Below are 15,879 nucleotides of genomic sequence, written 5' to 3'. Positions count from 1 at the left end.
GGCGCTAGTGTCGCCGCCATCGGTTGAGTGTCAAGTCGGGGGCGGATATGTTCGCATCTTGTATCGCATGGAGACGGACGTATGACCCAGACGCAGAACCGCGTGCTCGACGAACTAGCCCGGCTGTTCACCAATGCCGCAGGCGCAGCGCAGGGCGTTCGTCAGGAGGTTGAAACGGTGATCCGCTCGCAGGCAGAGCGCCTGATTGCCGATCTCGATCTGGTTCCGCGCGAGGAATTCGAGGTGGTGCGCGCCATGGCGAGCCTCGCTCGTGAGGAGAATGAGACGCTGAAGGCCCGCATCGAAGCGCTGGAAGCAGCCCTCGCCGCCGGCCCCAAGGCATCGAAGGCGGCCAGCGGGTCTTCAGGGGAAGCCGCCGAAGACTGAACCGGCGCCCCGAGTTTTCCCCAGAAATCCGCAGATTTTTGCGTTGCGCCGCCGTCTTTGCTTGCACCGACTCAATGCATGGGCCACGTTGGACTGGTAGGTTCGGGGGCCCAGACCTACAATATGTTGTGAGGTCGCCAGTCGGGTTCGTCCCGCGACGGGTTGCATGATCGGGGTTCAAATGACCGCTTCTCTCGTTGAAGCCGACGAGTTCGACGCAAACCCCCTGGATCTTCTTGAACAGGTGGCCTCGATCCGCGACTGGATTTTCGAGCGCAGCCATGAAGACGAGCTGACGATCTGCGTCGCTGGCGAGTGGCGCGACCACCAGATTTCCCTCAATTGGCGCAACGATCTCTCCGGGCTTCACGTCGCCTCGACGCTGGACATGCGTGTGCCGCCTGAAAAGCGTCCGCAGATCCGGCATTTGCTCAGCCTCATCAATGAGCAGCTCTGGTCCGGCCATTTCGATATGTGGTCGGAAGAGGGTGTGCTTCTTTATCGCAACAGCCTGCTGCTTTGCGGCGGTGCGACGGCGACGCCCGAGCAATGCGAGGCGCTGCTGCGTCTCGCGGTCGAGGCTTGCGAGCGCTATTATCCGGCGGTGCAGTTCGTCCTCTGGGCGGGCAAGAGTGCCGAAGACGCAATCGCCGCCGCAATGTTCGAGACGCGGGGCAATGCCTGAGGCTCAGCCTCTCGACATTTTCAGAATACGGTTTCAACCATGACACTCGCACTTCAACGTCCGCTGGTTCTTGTCGGCGCTGGCAAGATGGGCGGCGCGCTTCTTTCGGGCTGGCTCGACAAGGGGCTCCCGCCGAAGCAGGTTTTCGTGCGCGATCCGTCGCCGACGCCGGATGTGGCGCGGCTTATCGCCGAACGCGGCATTCCATTGAATTTCGGCATTGCCGATCTCGCGGCGCGCAATCCCTCCGTCGTGCTGCTTGCGGTGAAGCCGCAGGCAATGGAGAGCGTGCTGCCGGAACTTCGCGCCCTTGTCTCTCCCGACACGCTCTTTCTGTCGATTGCAGCGGGCACAAGTCTTTTGCGGCTGAAGGAGTTGCTCGGCGGCGAGATCGCTGCCGTGCGCGCCATGCCCAATACGCCAGCGGCCATTGGGCGCGGCATCACGGCGGCCTTTGCCAATGCTCAGGCGACAGCGGAGCAGCGCGCGCTGGCGAGCGATCTTCTCGCCGCAGTCGGCGAAGTCGGCTGGGTCGATAGCGAGCCGCAGATCGACGCTGTGACGGCGATTTCCGGTTCCGGTCCCGCCTATGTTTTCTACATGACCGAATGTCTCGCGGCGGCAGGCGAGGCGCTCGGCCTTGCGCCGGAGCTTGCGATGCAGCTTGCGCGGGCAACCGTCAGCGGCTCTGGCGAAATGCTTCATCAGCTTCCCGACGAGGCGGCGGTGCTTCGCAAGAACGTCACCTCTCCCGGCGGCACGACGGCGGCAGCGCTTGACGTGCTGATGGGCGAGGGCGGCCTTTCGCCGCTCATGCGCCGTGCCACGGCAGCGGCGCGCGACCGCGCGCGCGAACTCGGCCGATAGCGGAAGGGTCCGCGCCTGGCGGTCCCGCCTCGTCAAAGCCGTGCGAAATGCTTATGTTCCTCTTTCTGAGGAGAAGCGCATGGCGAAGAAACCCGACAAGCACGAAAAAATCATCGCAGCCGCCTTGAAGCTCGCGGCGAAATCCGGCTGGCACGAGTTGACGCTGGCCGAGATTGCGGCGGCGGCAAAGGTGAGCCTGCCTGAACTCGCGCATATGTTTCCCACCAAATCCGCAATCCTTGCCGCGTGGTCGCGCAGCATCGACGCCGATGTGTTGAAAGCGGCGGAGGCGGAGGACCTGGGCGGCGAAAGCGCGCGCGACCGGCTGTTCGACGTGTTGATGATGCGCTTCGATGCGCTCTCGCCGTCAAAGCCCGCGCTTCAGAATATTTCTCGCGATCTCGCGCGCGATCCTGTCGCTGCCGTGGCGCTTGTTCGCCCCGCGCTTCAATCGCTTGGATGGATGCTCGAAGCGGCGGGGATCGACAGTTCGGGCGTTCGCGGCGCCGTGCGCGTGCGCGGGCTTGCGCTCATCTGGGCGCGCGTCTTTCGCGTCTGGCTTGAGGATGGCGAGGATCAGGCAAAGACCATGGCCGAGCTTGATCGCCGCTTGCGCCAGGCCGAGCAGATGCTCGAAACCGTTGCGCGTTTCGCCAACAGACCGGCGCGTGAGAGCGCCGCATGAGCGAGACGATCAGCTTCGATGATTTTCTGAAGGTCGATATCAGGATCGGCACGGTCATTGCCGCCGAGGCCTTTCCCGAAGCGCGCAAGCCGTCGATCAAGCTGCGCATAGATTTCGGGCCCGAGATCGGCATCAAGAAAAGTTCAGCCCAGATCACGCAGCACTACACGCCCGAAACACTTGTCGGCCGTCAGGTTGCCGCCGTGGTCAATTTTCCGCCACGCCAGATCGGGCCTTTCATGTCCGAAGTTCTGACGCTCGGTTTTGAGGATGAGAAGGGCCATGTCGTTCTTGTCGGCGTCGATCATCCCGTGCCGAACGGGCGCAAGTTGATGTGAAGTGGCCTCGCCCCTCGAGACGCGGGCTGCGCCAGCTCCTCAGGGTGAGGGTTTTATTCAGCAATAGCTCCTCATCCTGAGGAGGCGCGGAACGCGCCGTCTCGAAGGGTGAGGCCCCTCCTGAACGATCATACCGGAACGTGAATAACCGCGCGTAAGCCGCCCATGGGGCTGCGTGAAAGCTGAATGTCGCCGCCGTGCCCGTGCGCAATATCGCGGGCGATGGCGAGGCCGAGGCCCGTGCCGCCTTCATCCAGATTGCGCGCGGCATCGAGCCGGTAGAAGGGGCGGAAGACTTCCTCGAGCTGGTCCTGCGGAATGCCCGCGCCGTCATCATCGACGATGATGTCGATGTCCTCGCCGTCGCGGATCGCCGTCACCCAGACGTGCTCGGCATATTTTCCGGCATTGTCGACAATGTTGGTGAGGCAGCGTTTGAAGGCGTTGCGGCGCAGCGGCAGCGTGAGGTTTTCATCGGCCTCGAGCTTGACGTGCTGGCCCTTGCGCAGCGCATCGCCCTGAATTTCGCGCAGCAATTCGGTGAGGTCGGTCGTCTGCGAGGTTTCGCGCGGCGTTCCGCGCACGAAGTCGAGATAGTCTTCGAGCATGCGCTCCATTTCGCGCACGTCGGCGCGAAGCTCCTCCGTTTCCGGCGAGTCTTTCAGCATCGCAAGTTGCAGCTTGAAGCGCGTCAGCGGCGTTCTGAGATCGTGACTGACGCCTGCAAGCATGGCGGTGCGTTGTTCGATCTGGCGTTGAATGCGCTCGCGCATCTGCAGGAAGGCGACGGCGGCGCGGCGGACTTCGGAGGCGCCTTGCGGTTTGAACTTCTCGACATTGCGGCCCATGCCGAAATCTTCCGCCGCTTCCGCAAGCCGCTCGATGGGTCTGATCTGGTTTCGCAGAAAGAGCAGGGCAACGGTGATGAGCACGATCGATGCCGCCACCATCCAGACGATGAAAATATGCGAGTTCGCCGCATAGACATGGCTGCGCAGCGGCAGCGCACGCATCACGCCGCCATCATAGGCGATGCGAATGTCCACATAGTCATTGTACTGCGTCGTGTCGATCCAGAAGGGCCGTCCAATGCGGGCGCGCACTTCATCGGCAAGCGAACGGTCGAGCAGCCCGCCATCGCGCGGCGTGACGTTCGGCAGTTTTTCCTGCGGCAGAAATGCGACCGACATGGAGAGATGCGTGCTTGCCTCGGCTGAAATGCGCGCGGCAGTTTCCGGCGTCGGGTCCTGCTCATGGTCCGACAAGAGCATGGCGATGTCGGAAACGGCGCTGCGCGACAGGGCTTCCGTCACCATCTGCCAGTGGCGCTCCATGAACACATAGGTCACGAAAGCCTGCAGGATCACCATCGGCACGACGATGATCATCAGCGAGCGCCAATAAAGCCCCGTCGGCAGAAAGCGTTTCATCAATTGAAATGGCCGAATAGGCATGACGTCTTTCCAGAAACAGGCTCGGCCCGACTTCAGTCGGGGATCAGCACATAGCCTTCGCCGCGCACTGTCTGAAGATATACGGGATTGCGTGGGTCGATCTCGATCTTTCTGCGGAGGCGATTGATCTGCACGTCGATCGAGCGTTCCGCCGCCTCATTGTCGCAGAGATCGAGGCGGGAGAGCGGCTGGCCGGCATGGGTCGCAAAGATACGCATCAACTGTACTTCGCGCGTCGTCAGGCGAATGATTTCGTCGCCCTGCTTCAACTCGCCGCGCGCAACATTGAAGCGGCAATCGCCGAATGCGATTTCCTCGTTGCGCCCACCCTGGGCCTTTGCGCGCCGCAGGATCGTGCCGATGCGCAGCAGAAGTTCGCGCGGCTCAAATGGTTTGCCGAGATAGTCGTCGGCACCGCGTTCGAGGCCCGCAATGCGGTCGTCGGTTTCGGTTCGGGCCGTGAGCATCAGGATCGGCACGCTCGATTCACGCCGCAGCGAGGCGGTGAGGTCGAGGCCGCTTTCGCCGGGCATCATCACATCGACCACGAGAAGATCGAAGGTGAGGCCCGCAAGCTTTGCGCGCGCGTCGGCCGCGTTCTCCGCCGTCGAAATGCGGTAGCCGTGTTCGGAGAGATAGCGCTTCAGCAATTCGCGGATACGCCGGTCGTCATCGACGACCAGAATATGCGGCGCATCCTCTGCAGGGGCGGCGCGGGGCGTGTCCGCGGTTTCCGTCGATGCACTCATGGACTTTCCTTGGTGAAGACGTGGTCGACCTCGGGCCGCGTCTCTTCATTCAGCAGGGCGAGCATAACGGAGCGCCAGGCTGTTTCCGCGCCGGGACCGGCTGCGGCAAAGGCCTTGCTCACGCGTTCGCGTTGCGGGGCGACGAGGCGGCGCAGAAATTCAGCGCCTGCCTCCGTCAGATAAAGGCGGCGCTGGCGCCGATCCTTCTCGCCGGTCTTTTGTTCGACAAAGCCGCGCTCGATAAGCTGCCTCAGCACGCGCGCGAGGCTCTGCTTGGTGATGCGCAAAATGGTGAGCAATTCGGCGACCGTAATGCCGGGATTGCGGCCGACGAAATGGACCACGCGATGGTGCGCGCGGCCGAATTCATACTCGGTGAGGATCACATCGGGATCGCTGGTGAAGTCGCGGTAGCTGAAAAACAGCAGTTCGATCGCCTCGGTCAGACGATCCTCCGCGTGTGGTTGCGCAATTTTCGGGCTCTTTTCGAGCTCGGAAGTGCGCTCATTTCCTATGGTTTTTGCGCTATTCATGTATTTATGTCAGCCATGTTGACATATTTTTCCTGTGCTGGTAGACAATTAAGATCGCCAAAAGAGAATAACCGAAACCGGCCCGGTCGAATCTTCGCAATTCTATATGTTTTCGACAGGCTTAGATCGGAGCAAAGTGGGCATCTGGCTCGCTGCGCCATGGGAAGCGGCGAAAGAGGAACAGGCAAATGGCAGACATTCCTTTCGACAAACGCGATGGATTCATCTGGTTCAACGGTGAGTTGGTGCCGTGGGCGGATGCGAAGATCCATGTGCTGACGCATGGTCTCCATTATGCGAGCAGCGTATTCGAAGGGTGCCGGGCCTATGGCGGCGAGATTTTCAAGCTGCAGGAACATTCCGAACGGTTGGTGAACTCGGCCAGGATCATGGGCTTTGAGATTCCCTATTCGGTCGAAGAGATCAACGCGGCCTGCCGCGCGGAGCTTGCGGCGCAGAAGCTCGTCGATGGTTACGTGCGCCCCGTCGCATGGCGCGGCAGCGAGGCCATGGGCGTTTCTGCACAGAAGAACAAGATCAACTTCGCGGTCGCTGCCTGGGAGTGGCCGTCCTATTTCGATCCCGAGCAGCGCAAGAAGGGCATTCGCCTCGACGTGGCAAAGTACAAGCGCCCGTCGCCGGAGACCGCGCCCTCACATGCCAAGGCCGCCGGCCTTTACATGATCTGCACGATTTCCAAGCATGCCGCCGAAGCCAATGGCTATGCGGATGCGATGATGCTCGACTATCGCGGCTATGTCGCGGAAGCGACAGGCGCCAACATCTTCTTCGTGAAGGATCGCGTCATCCATACGCCGACGCCCGATTGCTTCCTCAACGGCATCACGCGCCAGACGGTGATCGACCTTGCAAAGAGGCGCAGCTACGAAGTGATCGAACGGCACATCAAGCCGGAAGAGCTTTCGACCTTCACCGAATGCTTCATCACCGGTTCTGCGGCGGAAGTGACGCCGGTCGGCGAGATCGGCCCGCACAAGTTCACGCCGGGCACGATCACGGCGACGCTGTTTGAAGATTACACAGCCGAAGTGCAGCCGAAAGTTTCGGCTCGCGCGACAGCCTGAGTTCAGCGCGATACAGAAACAATGAAGGCGGCTTTCGAGCCGCCTTTTTTGTTGTTCAGTGTTTGGGCGGCCCCATCTAATCCCAGCGCGCCGCCGCCTTGTCGTCGCTTTCCTTCGCCTCGACCCAGCGCTCGCCTTCGCGCTTCCAGAAGGGCGCGCGGGTTTTCAGGTAGTCCATCAGAAATTCCGCCGCTGAAAATGCGTCGCCGCGATGGGCTGATGCCGTGACGACGAGCACGATGTTGTCGCCGGGCGCGAGCTTGCCGATGCGGTGCACGATGAGGCTCGCCTGAAGCTTCCAGCGTCGATGCGCTTCCTCTTCGATCTTGCGCAGTTCGCGCTCCGTCATGCCCGGATAATGTTCAAGCTCCAGCGCAAAATCGCGGACGATGCCGGTGAAGGTGACGACAGCGCCGACATCCGTGCGGCTTTGCGTGAGGGCTGCAATTTCGGCGTTGATGTCGAAGTCTTCGGTTTGAACGCGGATCAAGGCACTCAGCCTCCCGTGACCGGCGGGAAGAAGGCGACCTCGCGCGCATTGCCGATCATGGCGTCGAGCGACACATGTTCCTGATCGAGCGCGGCGCGGATCAGTTTCAGATCGGCAAATGCCGCGTCATAGCCTTCGCCGCGCGTTTTCAGCCAGTCGATCAGCGAGGCGACGTCGCGAATATCCGCAGGCAGCGCCACATCTTCCTCAGGCGTTCCGACCTTCTGGCGCACCCATGCGAAATAGAGAAGTTTCACGTCCGTCCATCCGGTTTGACAGCCGAAGCGGCAGGCGGCACCTGGCGCTCTGTCACAGGGCTCGTCAGATGCTGGATGCCCGCCCGGAAATAATCATAGCCCGTGTAAAGCGTCAGGATCGCGGCGGCCCAGAGAAGCACGATGCCGACCTCGGTGACGCCGACAATGATCTTGTCGCCGGCCGGGCCTGCGAGAAGGAAGGCCAGCGCGATCATCTGGATCGTCGTTTTCCATTTTGCCAGTTGCGACACGGGAACGCTGACGCGCAATTCGGCAAGGAATTCGCGCAAACCCGAAACCAGAATTTCGCGGCAGAGAATGACGAGCGCTGCCCAGAGCGAAAATCCGGCAATGGTGCCGACGCGCGTCAGGGCGAGCAGCACGGCGGCGACCAGCAGCTTGTCGGCAATCGGGTCGAGCATGCGGCCGAGATTGGATTGCTGCGCCCATGCGCGGGCCAGATAGCCGTCGAAGAAGTCGGTGATCGCGGCGACGACGAAAATGCCGAGCGCGATCCAGCGCGCCCAGTCGCCGTCGTAGATAACGCAGGCGACGACGAGCGGCACCATGACGATGCGGGCATAGGTCAGAAGATTGGGCAGGTTCGTCGGCATCGCGGCCTCGTTTGAACGGGTACCACCGGATCAATCTGCAGCATAGCAAACCTGGCCGGTCTGTCAGGCACTCGTGTCCGGATTTCCATGGAAGAAATCATAGACGGTTCGCGCCACCTTGGCGCTGATGCCGTCCACTGCTTCAAGATCGGACAGTCCTGCGCGTGAAACAGCGCGAGCGGAGCCGAAATGCTGCAAAAGCGCGCGTTTTCGGCCCGGTCCCACGCCCGGCACATCATCGAGCGGATTGACGCCGATCGCCTTTGAACGCCGCGCACGATGGCTGCCAATGGCGTAGCGATGCACTTCGTCGCGCAGGCGTTGCAGGTAGTAGAGCACCGGATTGCGCGGCTCCATCATGAAAGGCGCGCGTCCCGCCATGAAAAAGCGTTCGCGGCCCGCATCGCGCTCCGGCCCCTTGGCAATGCCGACCGGCGTCACGCTGTCGATGCCGAGTTCGGCGAGCACGTCGCAGGCAACCTTCAATTGTCCTGCGCCGCCATCGATCAGAATGAGATCGGGCCATTCGGGGGCCGGTTTTGCCGGGCTGTCCTCTTCCACATCGTCGGGGCGCGGCTCCGCTTCGCCGCTCGTGTCGCCCGTTTCCTTCAGCAGGCGCGAGAAGCGGCGCGTCAGCACTTCGCGCATCATTGCGTAATCGTCGCCGTCCTCGATCTCGCTCTTGATGTTGAATTTGCGATATTGCGACTTCACGAAACCTTCCGGCCCGGCGACGATCATGCCGCCCACCGCTTTCGTGCCGGATATATGGCTGTTGTCGTAAACCTCGATGCGCTGCGGCGTTTCGGACAGGCCGAAAACTTCCGCGACGCCTTCGAGCAATTTTCTCTGCGTCGAGGATTCGGCAAGACGACGGCCCAGCGCCTCGCGCGCATTGGTCATGGCATGCGCCACCAGCTCGCGCTTTTCGCCGCGCTGGGGCACGCCGACCGCAACCTTGCGGCCTGCAATGATCGAAAGCGCTTCAGCGAGCAGCGCCTTTCCCGGCACCTCATGGCTCAGCAGCACGAGGCGCGGCGGGTGGCGATCTTCGTAGAACTGCGCCAGAAAGGCATCGAGCACTTCGCTCGCATCGAGTTCCTTGTCGTGGCGCGGGAAATAGGCGCGGTTGCCCCAGTTCTGCCCGGCGCGGAAGAAGAAGACCTGAATGCAGGTTTGCCCGCCTTCCTGATAGGTGGCGAAGAGATCGGCCTCGGTGAGCGTCTGCGGATTGATGCCCTGATGCTGCTGCACCTGTGTCAGCGCGCGAATGCGGTCGCGATAGACGGCGGCGCGTTCGAAATCGAGCGCGTTTGCCGCTTCCTCCATGAAGGTCACGAGTTCCTTCTGCGTCTTGCGCGAGCGGCCGCGCAGGAAGGCGCGGGCCTCTTCCACCAGCACTTCATAATTCTCGCGCGAGATTTCGCCCGTGCAGGGCGCGCTGCAACGCTTGATCTGGTAGAGCAGGCAGGGGCGCGTTCGGCTTTCGAACACGCTGTCCGAGCAGGAGCGCAGAAGAAACGCCTTCTGGAGCGCATTCAATGTCGCGTTCACCGCACCGGCATTGGCAAAGGGGCCGAAATAATCGCCCTTGCGCGAGCGCGCGCCGCGATGCTTCACGACTTGCACAAACTCATGGTCGCCGGTCAGCAGGATGAAGGGGAACGACTTGTCGTCCCGCATCAGCACGTTGTAGCGCGGCTTCAGCCGCTTGATCAGGTTCGCTTCGAGAAGCAGCGCATCCGTTTCGGTCGCCGTGGTGATGAATTCCATCGCCGTGGTCGAGGCGATCATGCGGGTAATGCGGTTTGAATGGCCGGTGAGTTTTGCATAACTCGCAACGCGCTTTTTCAGGCTGCGCGCCTTGCCGACATAGAGAACATCGCCATCGACGCCGAACATGCGATAGACGCCGGGGCTGTCGGGAAGGATTTTGACCTTTTCGGCGATCAGGTCAGATCCGGTCGCGACATGCGCCTCCGGCAGCTCGGGCCGAGGCGGGCGGGGGCTTTTCGCCTTGCCCTTCGGCCCGGCATCTGGCCGGTCTGCTGTTTCGCTGTCGTCCTGATCGCTCATGTTTCTCTGTTGGCTTTGGTCGGATTCCGCCTCCGGTATTCTATCCCGGTTGGCAAGCGAAAATTGCTATTCAAGCCTCATCGTCGTCTGTGGATAAGTTTGTTGAAATCCTTGCTGCGACGAGGTGCAAGTTCTTGGCGTCATTACACTTTTGTGAATGTGGCCTTGAATGCTTCAAATTATAAGTATTTGAAATATAAGCACTTTTTATTCGTGGATAAGCCGGATCGAGCGGCGGGCCGCATCATTAACCCATAAAATTATGTAATTTCACGATTTTTGCGCGCTGTGCACAAATCCTCCGTAGGCGGCGTGAGGCTATCCAAACCGTTGATTCCATTATGGCTTTCGCGGCGCTCATTGCCCATCATGAAAAGATCATTTTGCCCGTTCGATTTCGACCCCGACGCTGGTCGCTTCCGGGATCGCGGCGAGCTTCTCCACGCGGATGCGGGCGACGATGACGCGCGGGTCGACGAGGCATCGCGCGGCGATATGTTCGGCCAGTGTTTCGACCAGATTGAGGTGGCCGCTGGCGACCAGCGCCTTAATGTCGTTCACCACTGTTTCGTAGCAGACGACATTGGCCAGCCTGTCGCTATGGGCGGCCTCGCTGACCGTTAGGTCGACATTGACGCGGATCGGCTGGGTCCGCCCGTGTTCATGGGCATAGACGCCGATATGGGCATCCAGCAGCAGATCGCGCACGAAGACATGGCGGATAGCGCGGGCGGCGTCGGCGATTTTCAGCGGCGTCACGGAATCGGGGAGACTCATAGGTTCGCCTTTGGGCAAAAGATGCATATAGGTGCCGACAGATCGGCTGTCACTTGTAGACGCTCGTGACGTCGGGCGTTTCCCAGGCAAGGTGCTGGCCGCCGTCGAGCGCAATCATCTGGCCGGTCATGGCAGGCGAGGCGAGAATAAACCTAATCGCGGCGCAAATCTCCTGTGGGGAAGTGCCGCGTTTCAGAATTGTCGCTTCGACCTCGCGCTGGAAATCCGCCGCGGTCTGATGCGTGCTCGCCAGCGTCGGGCCGGGGCCGATGCCATTGACGCGGATATGCGGCGCGAAGGATTGCGCCATTACGCGCGTCATGTCCCAAAGCGCCATCTTGCTCATCGTGTAGGAAAAGAAGAGCGGATTAGGCCGCCAGACGCGCTGGTCGATAATGTTGACGATGTTGCCGCCCGTTTGCGGCACCTGCGCGGCAAATGCCTGCGACAGGAAAGCCGGTGCGCGCAGGTTCACGTCCATATGCTCGGCCCATGAGGCCGGCGTCATGGTTGCGGCCTCATCGGGTTCGAAGATCGAGGCATTGTTGATGAGGAGGCTGATCGGCCCGAGCGTTGCCGCCGCGGTCGGCACGAGTTTTCCCACCGCATCCGCGTCGCGCAGATCGGCGGGCAGCAGCGCGGCGCGCACGCCTTTCGCTTCGATCGCCTTGCGTAGATCCTCCGCGTCTTGATCCATGCGCGTGTGGCGAACGCAAAGCCCGACATTCCAGCCGTCTTCGGCGAGCGCCAGCGCGATCTCGCGGCCGATGCGCCGCGCGGCGCCCGTTACCAATGCTGCCCGCATCTCAGATCGTCTCCGGCTGATAGATGGCGTAGTGCTTGCGCGTCCGTGTCACCACTTCCCAGCTTCCCGTGAAGCCGGCCGGAATGACGAAGGCATCGCCCGCGCGGACCGTGTTCACGGTGCCATGTGCATCGGTGATCCGGCTTTCGCCTTCGATGATGTGGCAAAACTCCGCTTCCGTATATTCGATCGCCCAGGCGCCGGGATCGGATTCCCATATGCCCGAAAAGAAGCGTCCGTCCGGCGTCTCATAGGTATTCCATGTTCGGTTTTGCGGCGCGCCCGCAATCACGCGCTCGGGCGACGGTGCGCCGGTTTCGGGCGCGGCGCTGGTCGCCAGGGGTATCAATTTCGGCATGGTTTCTCCCGGTTTCGCTGGCGGACCTTAGCATGGATGGCAATTGCCGCATCTTCCCGGCCTCAAGAGTAAACCTCCCGGCAGGCTTCTTGCTCCTTCCAGATCAAAGGAAGAGCTTCGTCCGATTTCGGCACGGGGCCTGTATCGAATTGGAAGAAAAAGGCCGCGCCTATGACGATTTTGAGCCAGGAACAGTCGCTGCCCGCCTCGGTCGCCGTACCGGCCCCGCGTTCCTTCGAGCGCGTTGTCGCGGAAGCCCGCATTGGCTCGCGCTCGCGTCTTGGCGTCACCGTTCACAATAATCTTGCCGATGCCGAAATTTCATGGCGCGCCTTCGAGGCCGACGCCATTGCCAATGGCTTCCAGAGTTTCGACTGGCTGAAAGCCTGGCATTCGCAGGTCGGCGGCGCGGAAGGCGTCGAGCCTGCCATTGCGATGATCTCGCTCGATGGCCAACCGGTCATGCATGCCGCTTTCGGCATCGAGCGCCGTCTCGGCCTTCGCTGTCTCGTCTGGCTCGGCGGCAAATTTGTCGACTACAAAGGGCCGATGCTGGCGCGCGATTTCGAGACGCGCGTTTCGCCCGCGCAGTTCCCGCGGCTCTGGGAGCAGATCCAGCGCGCGCTTCCACCCCATGATTTCATCGCGCTTGAAAACCAGCCGGATTTCATCGGCACCCACGCCAATCCTTTTGCCACGCTTGGCGGCGAACGCGCGCCGGATGCGGGCTATGTGTTTGCACTGCCCGCCAGTTACGACGAGTTCGCGACCCGCTTCCGTCCCGAGACACGGCGCAACGATCGCGTGAAGGAGCGAAAGCTCGCGGCGGTTGGTGCGCTTGAATTCCGCATTGCCGAGACCGGCGAGGAGGCGCGCCGCATGGCCGCCGATATTCTCGACCGCAAGGCCGCACAGCTTCGCGCGCAGGGCATTTCCTCCATCTTCGAAGATGCGGGTTATCGGGCCGCCTATATCGCGCTTGCCACTCTGCCGCCCAAACGCAAGCTGTTGCAGGTGGCGACGTTGACGCTGGACGGTGAATTTCTGTCCGGTTCCATCGCGCATATCCGTCAGGGCCATGCGACGCTGATGGTTCACACTTACGAAAATCATTTCGCCAAAATGTCGCCGGGGCGCCTGCATCTACTGAAGCTCATCAAGACGAGCATCGAGGCGGGTCACGAGATTTACGACCTCTCGGTCGGCTACGCGCCCTACAAGGACAGCTTTTGCGATACGTCGATGGCGCTCACCAATCTCGTCGCGGCGACCAAGCCCTGGGGCATTGCAGCGGCAAGCGCCGAGCGCACGCGCCTTGGCCTCAAGCGTGCGGTGAAGTCGAACGACCGGCTGATGGGCTGGCTGCGCGCGCTGCGGTCGGCGCTGGGGCGTAAGTCGTTTTCCTAATTCCGCTGCACTTGCCGATACCGCTGCGGCGGTGACATGCTTCAGGTCTCAATCTCGCATGAGGAGGCCGCCCAATGGTTCGCGTTCTCGGCATTGATCATCTGGCAATCCGCGTCGGCAATCTCAAAAAGTCGAAGGCCTTTTACGACAAGGTGCTCGGCTTCATGGGCTTCGAACTCGAATGGGAGTTCGGCAAGACTTGCGGCTGGAACAATGGCCGCACCATGTACTGGATCACCGAGGCCGATACGCGCGGCAAGAAACACAAGCACCGCGCGGGCGATGTCGGCTTTCACCATTACGCCTTTGAATTCGCGCGCCCGAAAGACGTGGACGATCTTTACGCCTTTCTGAAAGAGGAAGACGTCACCGTCGTCGACCCGCCTGCAGATTACCCCGACTATGGCGAAGGCTATCGCGCCGTCTACTTCCTCGATCCCGACGGATTGAAGCTCGAAGGCATGTATTTTCTGGAAAAACGCAAGAAACTCGCGCGCAAGAAATAGACGGCCAGCCTCACGTTATCCATCAGCGTCATCCACAATTGTCATCCCGGGGCTTGTCCCCGGGATCCATGCAGCGCTGCGGTATGTGGATAGGCAGATGGATCCCGGGAATAAATCCCGGGATGACCCGAATTTTTCTGCCAATGCCAGCAGCTACTTCGGCCTTCTGTCCCAAGGTTCAAGCGTGCCCGCAACGAGGCGCGGGCGAGGGCGCTGCAGCTGTTCGATGGCGGCGGCTGAAATTTCTTCATGCGTCAACCAGCGCGACGTCGCACCCTCGATCACGAAGCCGAGGATCACCTGCGCATAGGTAATGTCGGGTTGCAATGCGAGCGCCTGCGCGCGGCGCTCCGCAATCGACGCCTCGCCATTCTTGCCGAGCAGAATGGACCGGCTCCCCATCACCTCAACCAGCGTCCCGCCCGACGCAATCATCCCATCCAGCGCCGCGCGCAAAATATCGGCGGGCGGATGCATCCATGTCAGCGCGAGATCGAACGGCGCGAGCGGCTCCAGCGCGTCGAGAAACGCCGCCTCGTCGTCATAGGAGACATTGATGGCCGTGATCTTGTGATCGAGCACGTCATTGTTGAACGAGAAGGCGTCGGCATGACGAGACACAATCACAGCCTTCTTCGACCGCGCGACGGCGTGAGCCGCGGCGGCGGAGAGCATCCCGGTGGTGCCGAGGAGGAGGGTGGTCATGGACTTAGTGCGCATACAATGTGGAGAAGAAGGTACAAACCTTTCGTCTTTCCCCCAGTGAAAATGTTCATGCGGTCGTTCGTTACGGTCTCTTATTCCTGTCAATACGAAATAGAATTTGCATTTCATTCCGCAGTCGGATTTGCTGACATGGCACCAGCCCGGGGGGGAGAAGATGCTGAGACCAAGCCGATATATCCTATCATTTGTAGTGGCGGTTCTGTTTTTTACAGGCATCGTCGCTTGCGCAAAAAAAGCGCCTTATGTTCCGGTCGTCGACGTGCAGACATCTGATCCGCTTTATCAAGCGATATTTGTGAATGTGCCGAGCGGAACTTATTCGGAAGAGACAGTTTTTCCCGACAAGAATGACCGACATGCAATGGAGGTGTGGGCAAAAGGGGGCAGCGGTTTTCAACGGGATATGCAGTCAAAGATCACCTGGCTTCTCAACAAGAACAATCTTGCTGCACAGGACAAGGGCGCAGCCAAGTATCTGCTCGACATTGAGATCGTCAAGCTTAGCTACAAAACCGAACGGCCGTTGATCGCTTATCAAACTGACTTCATCTACAAAATAAAATCTGCGGGCAACGGTTCAGTTGTTTTTGAGGCGCGCGTTGCTGATCAAGGTTCCCAACAGATGCAATATCAAGATGTCGATCTCGCGATGAATAAGGTCTATCACTTCGCGATCGACGCAAATGTCGAGAGAGCATTGCCGCAGATTCGCGCCGCATTGGCGAGCGCCAAGTAGCAGTTCGACAACGACGGGTCTCCCTGCTTAGGCGCAAAAAGACCGCAGCCTGCTTTCGCAACCACGGTCTCTCTCTTTAAGGCGAGCGAGAAGCCGCGCTTACTCCTTCGCGTCGCTCCAGCCGTTGCCGATGCCGCGAAAAAAGTCGCGCGTGCCGTGGCCGATGGCCGCCGCCCGACCTCCACCAAAATCGTCACCCCGGACCCGATCCTTCTCCGGCATCAAAGACGCGGATGGGCGGTTGAAGCGGTATTGCTTCAATCTTGCTCAGGTGGCGGGGGTGGTGACAGGGCGCGGTGCAGGAAGCAGGCTTTCTATCGGCTCCAATTGCCAGAGAACCAGAC

General features: G+C 60.8%; 21 protein-coding genes. 9 read left to right on the top strand and 12 right to left on the bottom strand.

Annotated elements, in window-relative coordinates:
* The first annotated feature begins 81 nt into the window (after positions 1-81).
* The 5 genes from WA943_RS03850 (at position 82) to WA943_RS03830 (ending at position 2,962) form a co-directional block, all read left to right on the top strand.
* Positions 82-387 carry an accessory factor UbiK family protein gene (locus WA943_RS03850; RefSeq protein ID WP_424468524.1) on the top strand — a complete coding sequence of 102 codons (306 nt, stop codon included), beginning with the start codon at positions 82-84 and terminating at the stop codon, positions 385-387.
* A 181-nt stretch (positions 388-568) separates the two neighbouring features.
* Positions 569-1,072, top strand: coding sequence for a YbjN domain-containing protein (locus tag WA943_RS03845; protein ID WP_424468523.1), 504 nt, complete (start codon positions 569-571; stop codon positions 1,070-1,072).
* 39 nt (positions 1,073-1,111) lie between these two features.
* The gene (gene proC / locus WA943_RS03840) at positions 1,112-1,939 is read left to right on the top strand and encodes a pyrroline-5-carboxylate reductase (protein ID WP_424468522.1); all 828 of its coding nucleotides are present in this window, start codon (positions 1,112-1,114) and stop codon (positions 1,937-1,939) included.
* 79 nt (positions 1,940-2,018) lie between these two features.
* A complete protein-coding gene (locus tag WA943_RS03835) occupies positions 2,019-2,624 on the top strand; it encodes a TetR family transcriptional regulator (RefSeq protein WP_424468521.1) in 606 nt (201 codons plus the stop codon).
* Positions 2,621-2,962 carry a tRNA-binding protein gene (locus WA943_RS03830; RefSeq protein ID WP_424468520.1) on the top strand — a complete coding sequence of 114 codons (342 nt, stop codon included), beginning with the start codon at positions 2,621-2,623 and terminating at the stop codon, positions 2,960-2,962. Before WA943_RS03835 ends, WA943_RS03830 begins: the two co-directional genes overlap by 4 nt.
* A gap of 128 nt (positions 2,963-3,090) precedes the next feature.
* Here the strand turns inward: WA943_RS03830 and WA943_RS03825 are convergent, their stop codons facing one another.
* Genes WA943_RS03825 through WA943_RS03815 form a run of 3 tightly spaced genes read right to left on the bottom strand, consistent with a single transcriptional unit; the run spans position 3,091 to position 5,698 of the window.
* Positions 3,091-4,416: an ATP-binding protein gene (locus WA943_RS03825; RefSeq protein WP_424468519.1), complete on the bottom strand. Its 1,326-nt coding sequence runs from the start codon at positions 4,414-4,416 to the stop codon at positions 3,091-3,093.
* Between the two features lie 32 nt (positions 4,417-4,448).
* Positions 4,449-5,165: a response regulator gene (locus WA943_RS03820; RefSeq protein WP_424468518.1), complete on the bottom strand. Its 717-nt coding sequence runs from the start codon at positions 5,163-5,165 to the stop codon at positions 4,449-4,451.
* Positions 5,162-5,698 carry a MarR family winged helix-turn-helix transcriptional regulator gene (locus WA943_RS03815; RefSeq protein ID WP_424468517.1) on the bottom strand — a complete coding sequence of 179 codons (537 nt, stop codon included), beginning with the start codon at positions 5,696-5,698 and terminating at the stop codon, positions 5,162-5,164. Before WA943_RS03815 ends, WA943_RS03820 begins: the two co-directional genes overlap by 4 nt.
* Positions 5,699-5,886: 188 nt before the next feature.
* On the opposite strand from WA943_RS03815, the gene WA943_RS03810 reads away from it, so the two are divergent.
* Complete coding sequence (locus WA943_RS03810) at positions 5,887-6,783, top strand: branched-chain amino acid aminotransferase (protein ID WP_424468516.1); 897 nt, start codon at positions 5,887-5,889, stop codon at positions 6,781-6,783.
* A gap of 76 nt (positions 6,784-6,859) precedes the next feature.
* Here the strand turns inward: WA943_RS03810 and WA943_RS03805 are convergent, their stop codons facing one another.
* The 7 genes from WA943_RS03805 to WA943_RS03775 all read right to left on the bottom strand — a co-directional run bounded on the left by WA943_RS03805 (position 6,860) and on the right by WA943_RS03775 (position 12,160).
* Positions 6,860-7,273 (bottom strand): molybdenum cofactor biosynthesis protein MoaE, encoded by a 414-nt coding sequence (locus WA943_RS03805; RefSeq protein WP_424468515.1) that lies wholly within the window; start codon positions 7,271-7,273, stop codon positions 6,860-6,862.
* A 5-nt stretch (positions 7,274-7,278) separates the two neighbouring features.
* A complete protein-coding gene (gene moaD, locus WA943_RS03800; protein WP_424468514.1) occupies positions 7,279-7,530 on the bottom strand; it encodes a molybdopterin converting factor subunit 1 in 252 nt (83 codons plus the stop codon).
* Positions 7,527-8,144 (bottom strand): CDP-diacylglycerol--glycerol-3-phosphate 3-phosphatidyltransferase, encoded by a 618-nt coding sequence (pgsA, locus tag WA943_RS03795; protein WP_424468513.1) that lies wholly within the window; start codon positions 8,142-8,144, stop codon positions 7,527-7,529. Before pgsA ends, moaD begins: the two co-directional genes overlap by 4 nt.
* A gap of 63 nt (positions 8,145-8,207) precedes the next feature.
* The gene (gene uvrC / locus WA943_RS03790) at positions 8,208-10,220 is read right to left on the bottom strand and encodes an excinuclease ABC subunit UvrC (protein ID WP_424468512.1); all 2,013 of its coding nucleotides are present in this window, start codon (positions 10,218-10,220) and stop codon (positions 8,208-8,210) included.
* Between the two features lie 378 nt (positions 10,221-10,598).
* Entirely contained in the window at positions 10,599-10,997 is a 399-nt protein-coding gene (gene folB / locus WA943_RS03785) for a dihydroneopterin aldolase (protein WP_424468511.1), read from the bottom strand.
* Positions 10,998-11,046: 49 nt separating this feature from the next.
* Positions 11,047-11,802: an SDR family oxidoreductase gene (locus tag WA943_RS03780; RefSeq protein ID WP_424468510.1), complete on the bottom strand. Its 756-nt coding sequence runs from the start codon at positions 11,800-11,802 to the stop codon at positions 11,047-11,049.
* A 1-nt stretch (position 11,803) separates the two neighbouring features.
* Entirely contained in the window at positions 11,804-12,160 is a 357-nt protein-coding gene (locus tag WA943_RS03775) for a cupin domain-containing protein (RefSeq protein ID WP_424468509.1), read from the bottom strand.
* 171 nt (positions 12,161-12,331) lie between these two features.
* Between WA943_RS03775 and WA943_RS03770 the strand changes: the two genes are divergently transcribed.
* Positions 12,332-13,567, top strand: coding sequence for a GNAT family N-acetyltransferase (locus tag WA943_RS03770; RefSeq protein WP_424468508.1), 1,236 nt, complete (start codon positions 12,332-12,334; stop codon positions 13,565-13,567).
* Positions 13,568-13,641: 74 nt separating this feature from the next.
* Positions 13,642-14,073: a VOC family protein gene (locus WA943_RS03765; protein ID WP_424468507.1), complete on the top strand. Its 432-nt coding sequence runs from the start codon at positions 13,642-13,644 to the stop codon at positions 14,071-14,073.
* Positions 14,074-14,226: 153 nt separating this feature from the next.
* Here the strand turns inward: WA943_RS03765 and WA943_RS03760 are convergent, their stop codons facing one another.
* Positions 14,227-14,778: a hypothetical protein gene (locus tag WA943_RS03760; RefSeq protein WP_424468506.1), complete on the bottom strand. Its 552-nt coding sequence runs from the start codon at positions 14,776-14,778 to the stop codon at positions 14,227-14,229.
* A 175-nt stretch (positions 14,779-14,953) separates the two neighbouring features.
* Between WA943_RS03760 and WA943_RS03755 the strand changes: the two genes are divergently transcribed.
* The gene (locus tag WA943_RS03755) at positions 14,954-15,535 is read left to right on the top strand and encodes a hypothetical protein (protein ID WP_424468505.1); all 582 of its coding nucleotides are present in this window, start codon (positions 14,954-14,956) and stop codon (positions 15,533-15,535) included.
* Between the two features lie 99 nt (positions 15,536-15,634).
* Here WA943_RS03755 and WA943_RS03750 read toward each other — a convergent pair whose 3' ends face one another.
* Positions 15,635-15,796 carry a hypothetical protein gene (locus WA943_RS03750; RefSeq protein WP_424468504.1) on the bottom strand — a complete coding sequence of 54 codons (162 nt, stop codon included), beginning with the start codon at positions 15,794-15,796 and terminating at the stop codon, positions 15,635-15,637.
* Positions 15,797-15,879 lie beyond the last annotated feature (83 nt).

The sequence above is a fragment of the Parvibaculum sp. genome, from assembly GCF_049651025.1.
In the GTDB taxonomy this organism is placed as follows: Bacteria; Pseudomonadota; Alphaproteobacteria; order Parvibaculales; family Parvibaculaceae; genus Parvibaculum.
Note: the sequence above shows the minus strand (reverse complement) of the source record. Positions and strands in the feature narration are given on the sequence as shown.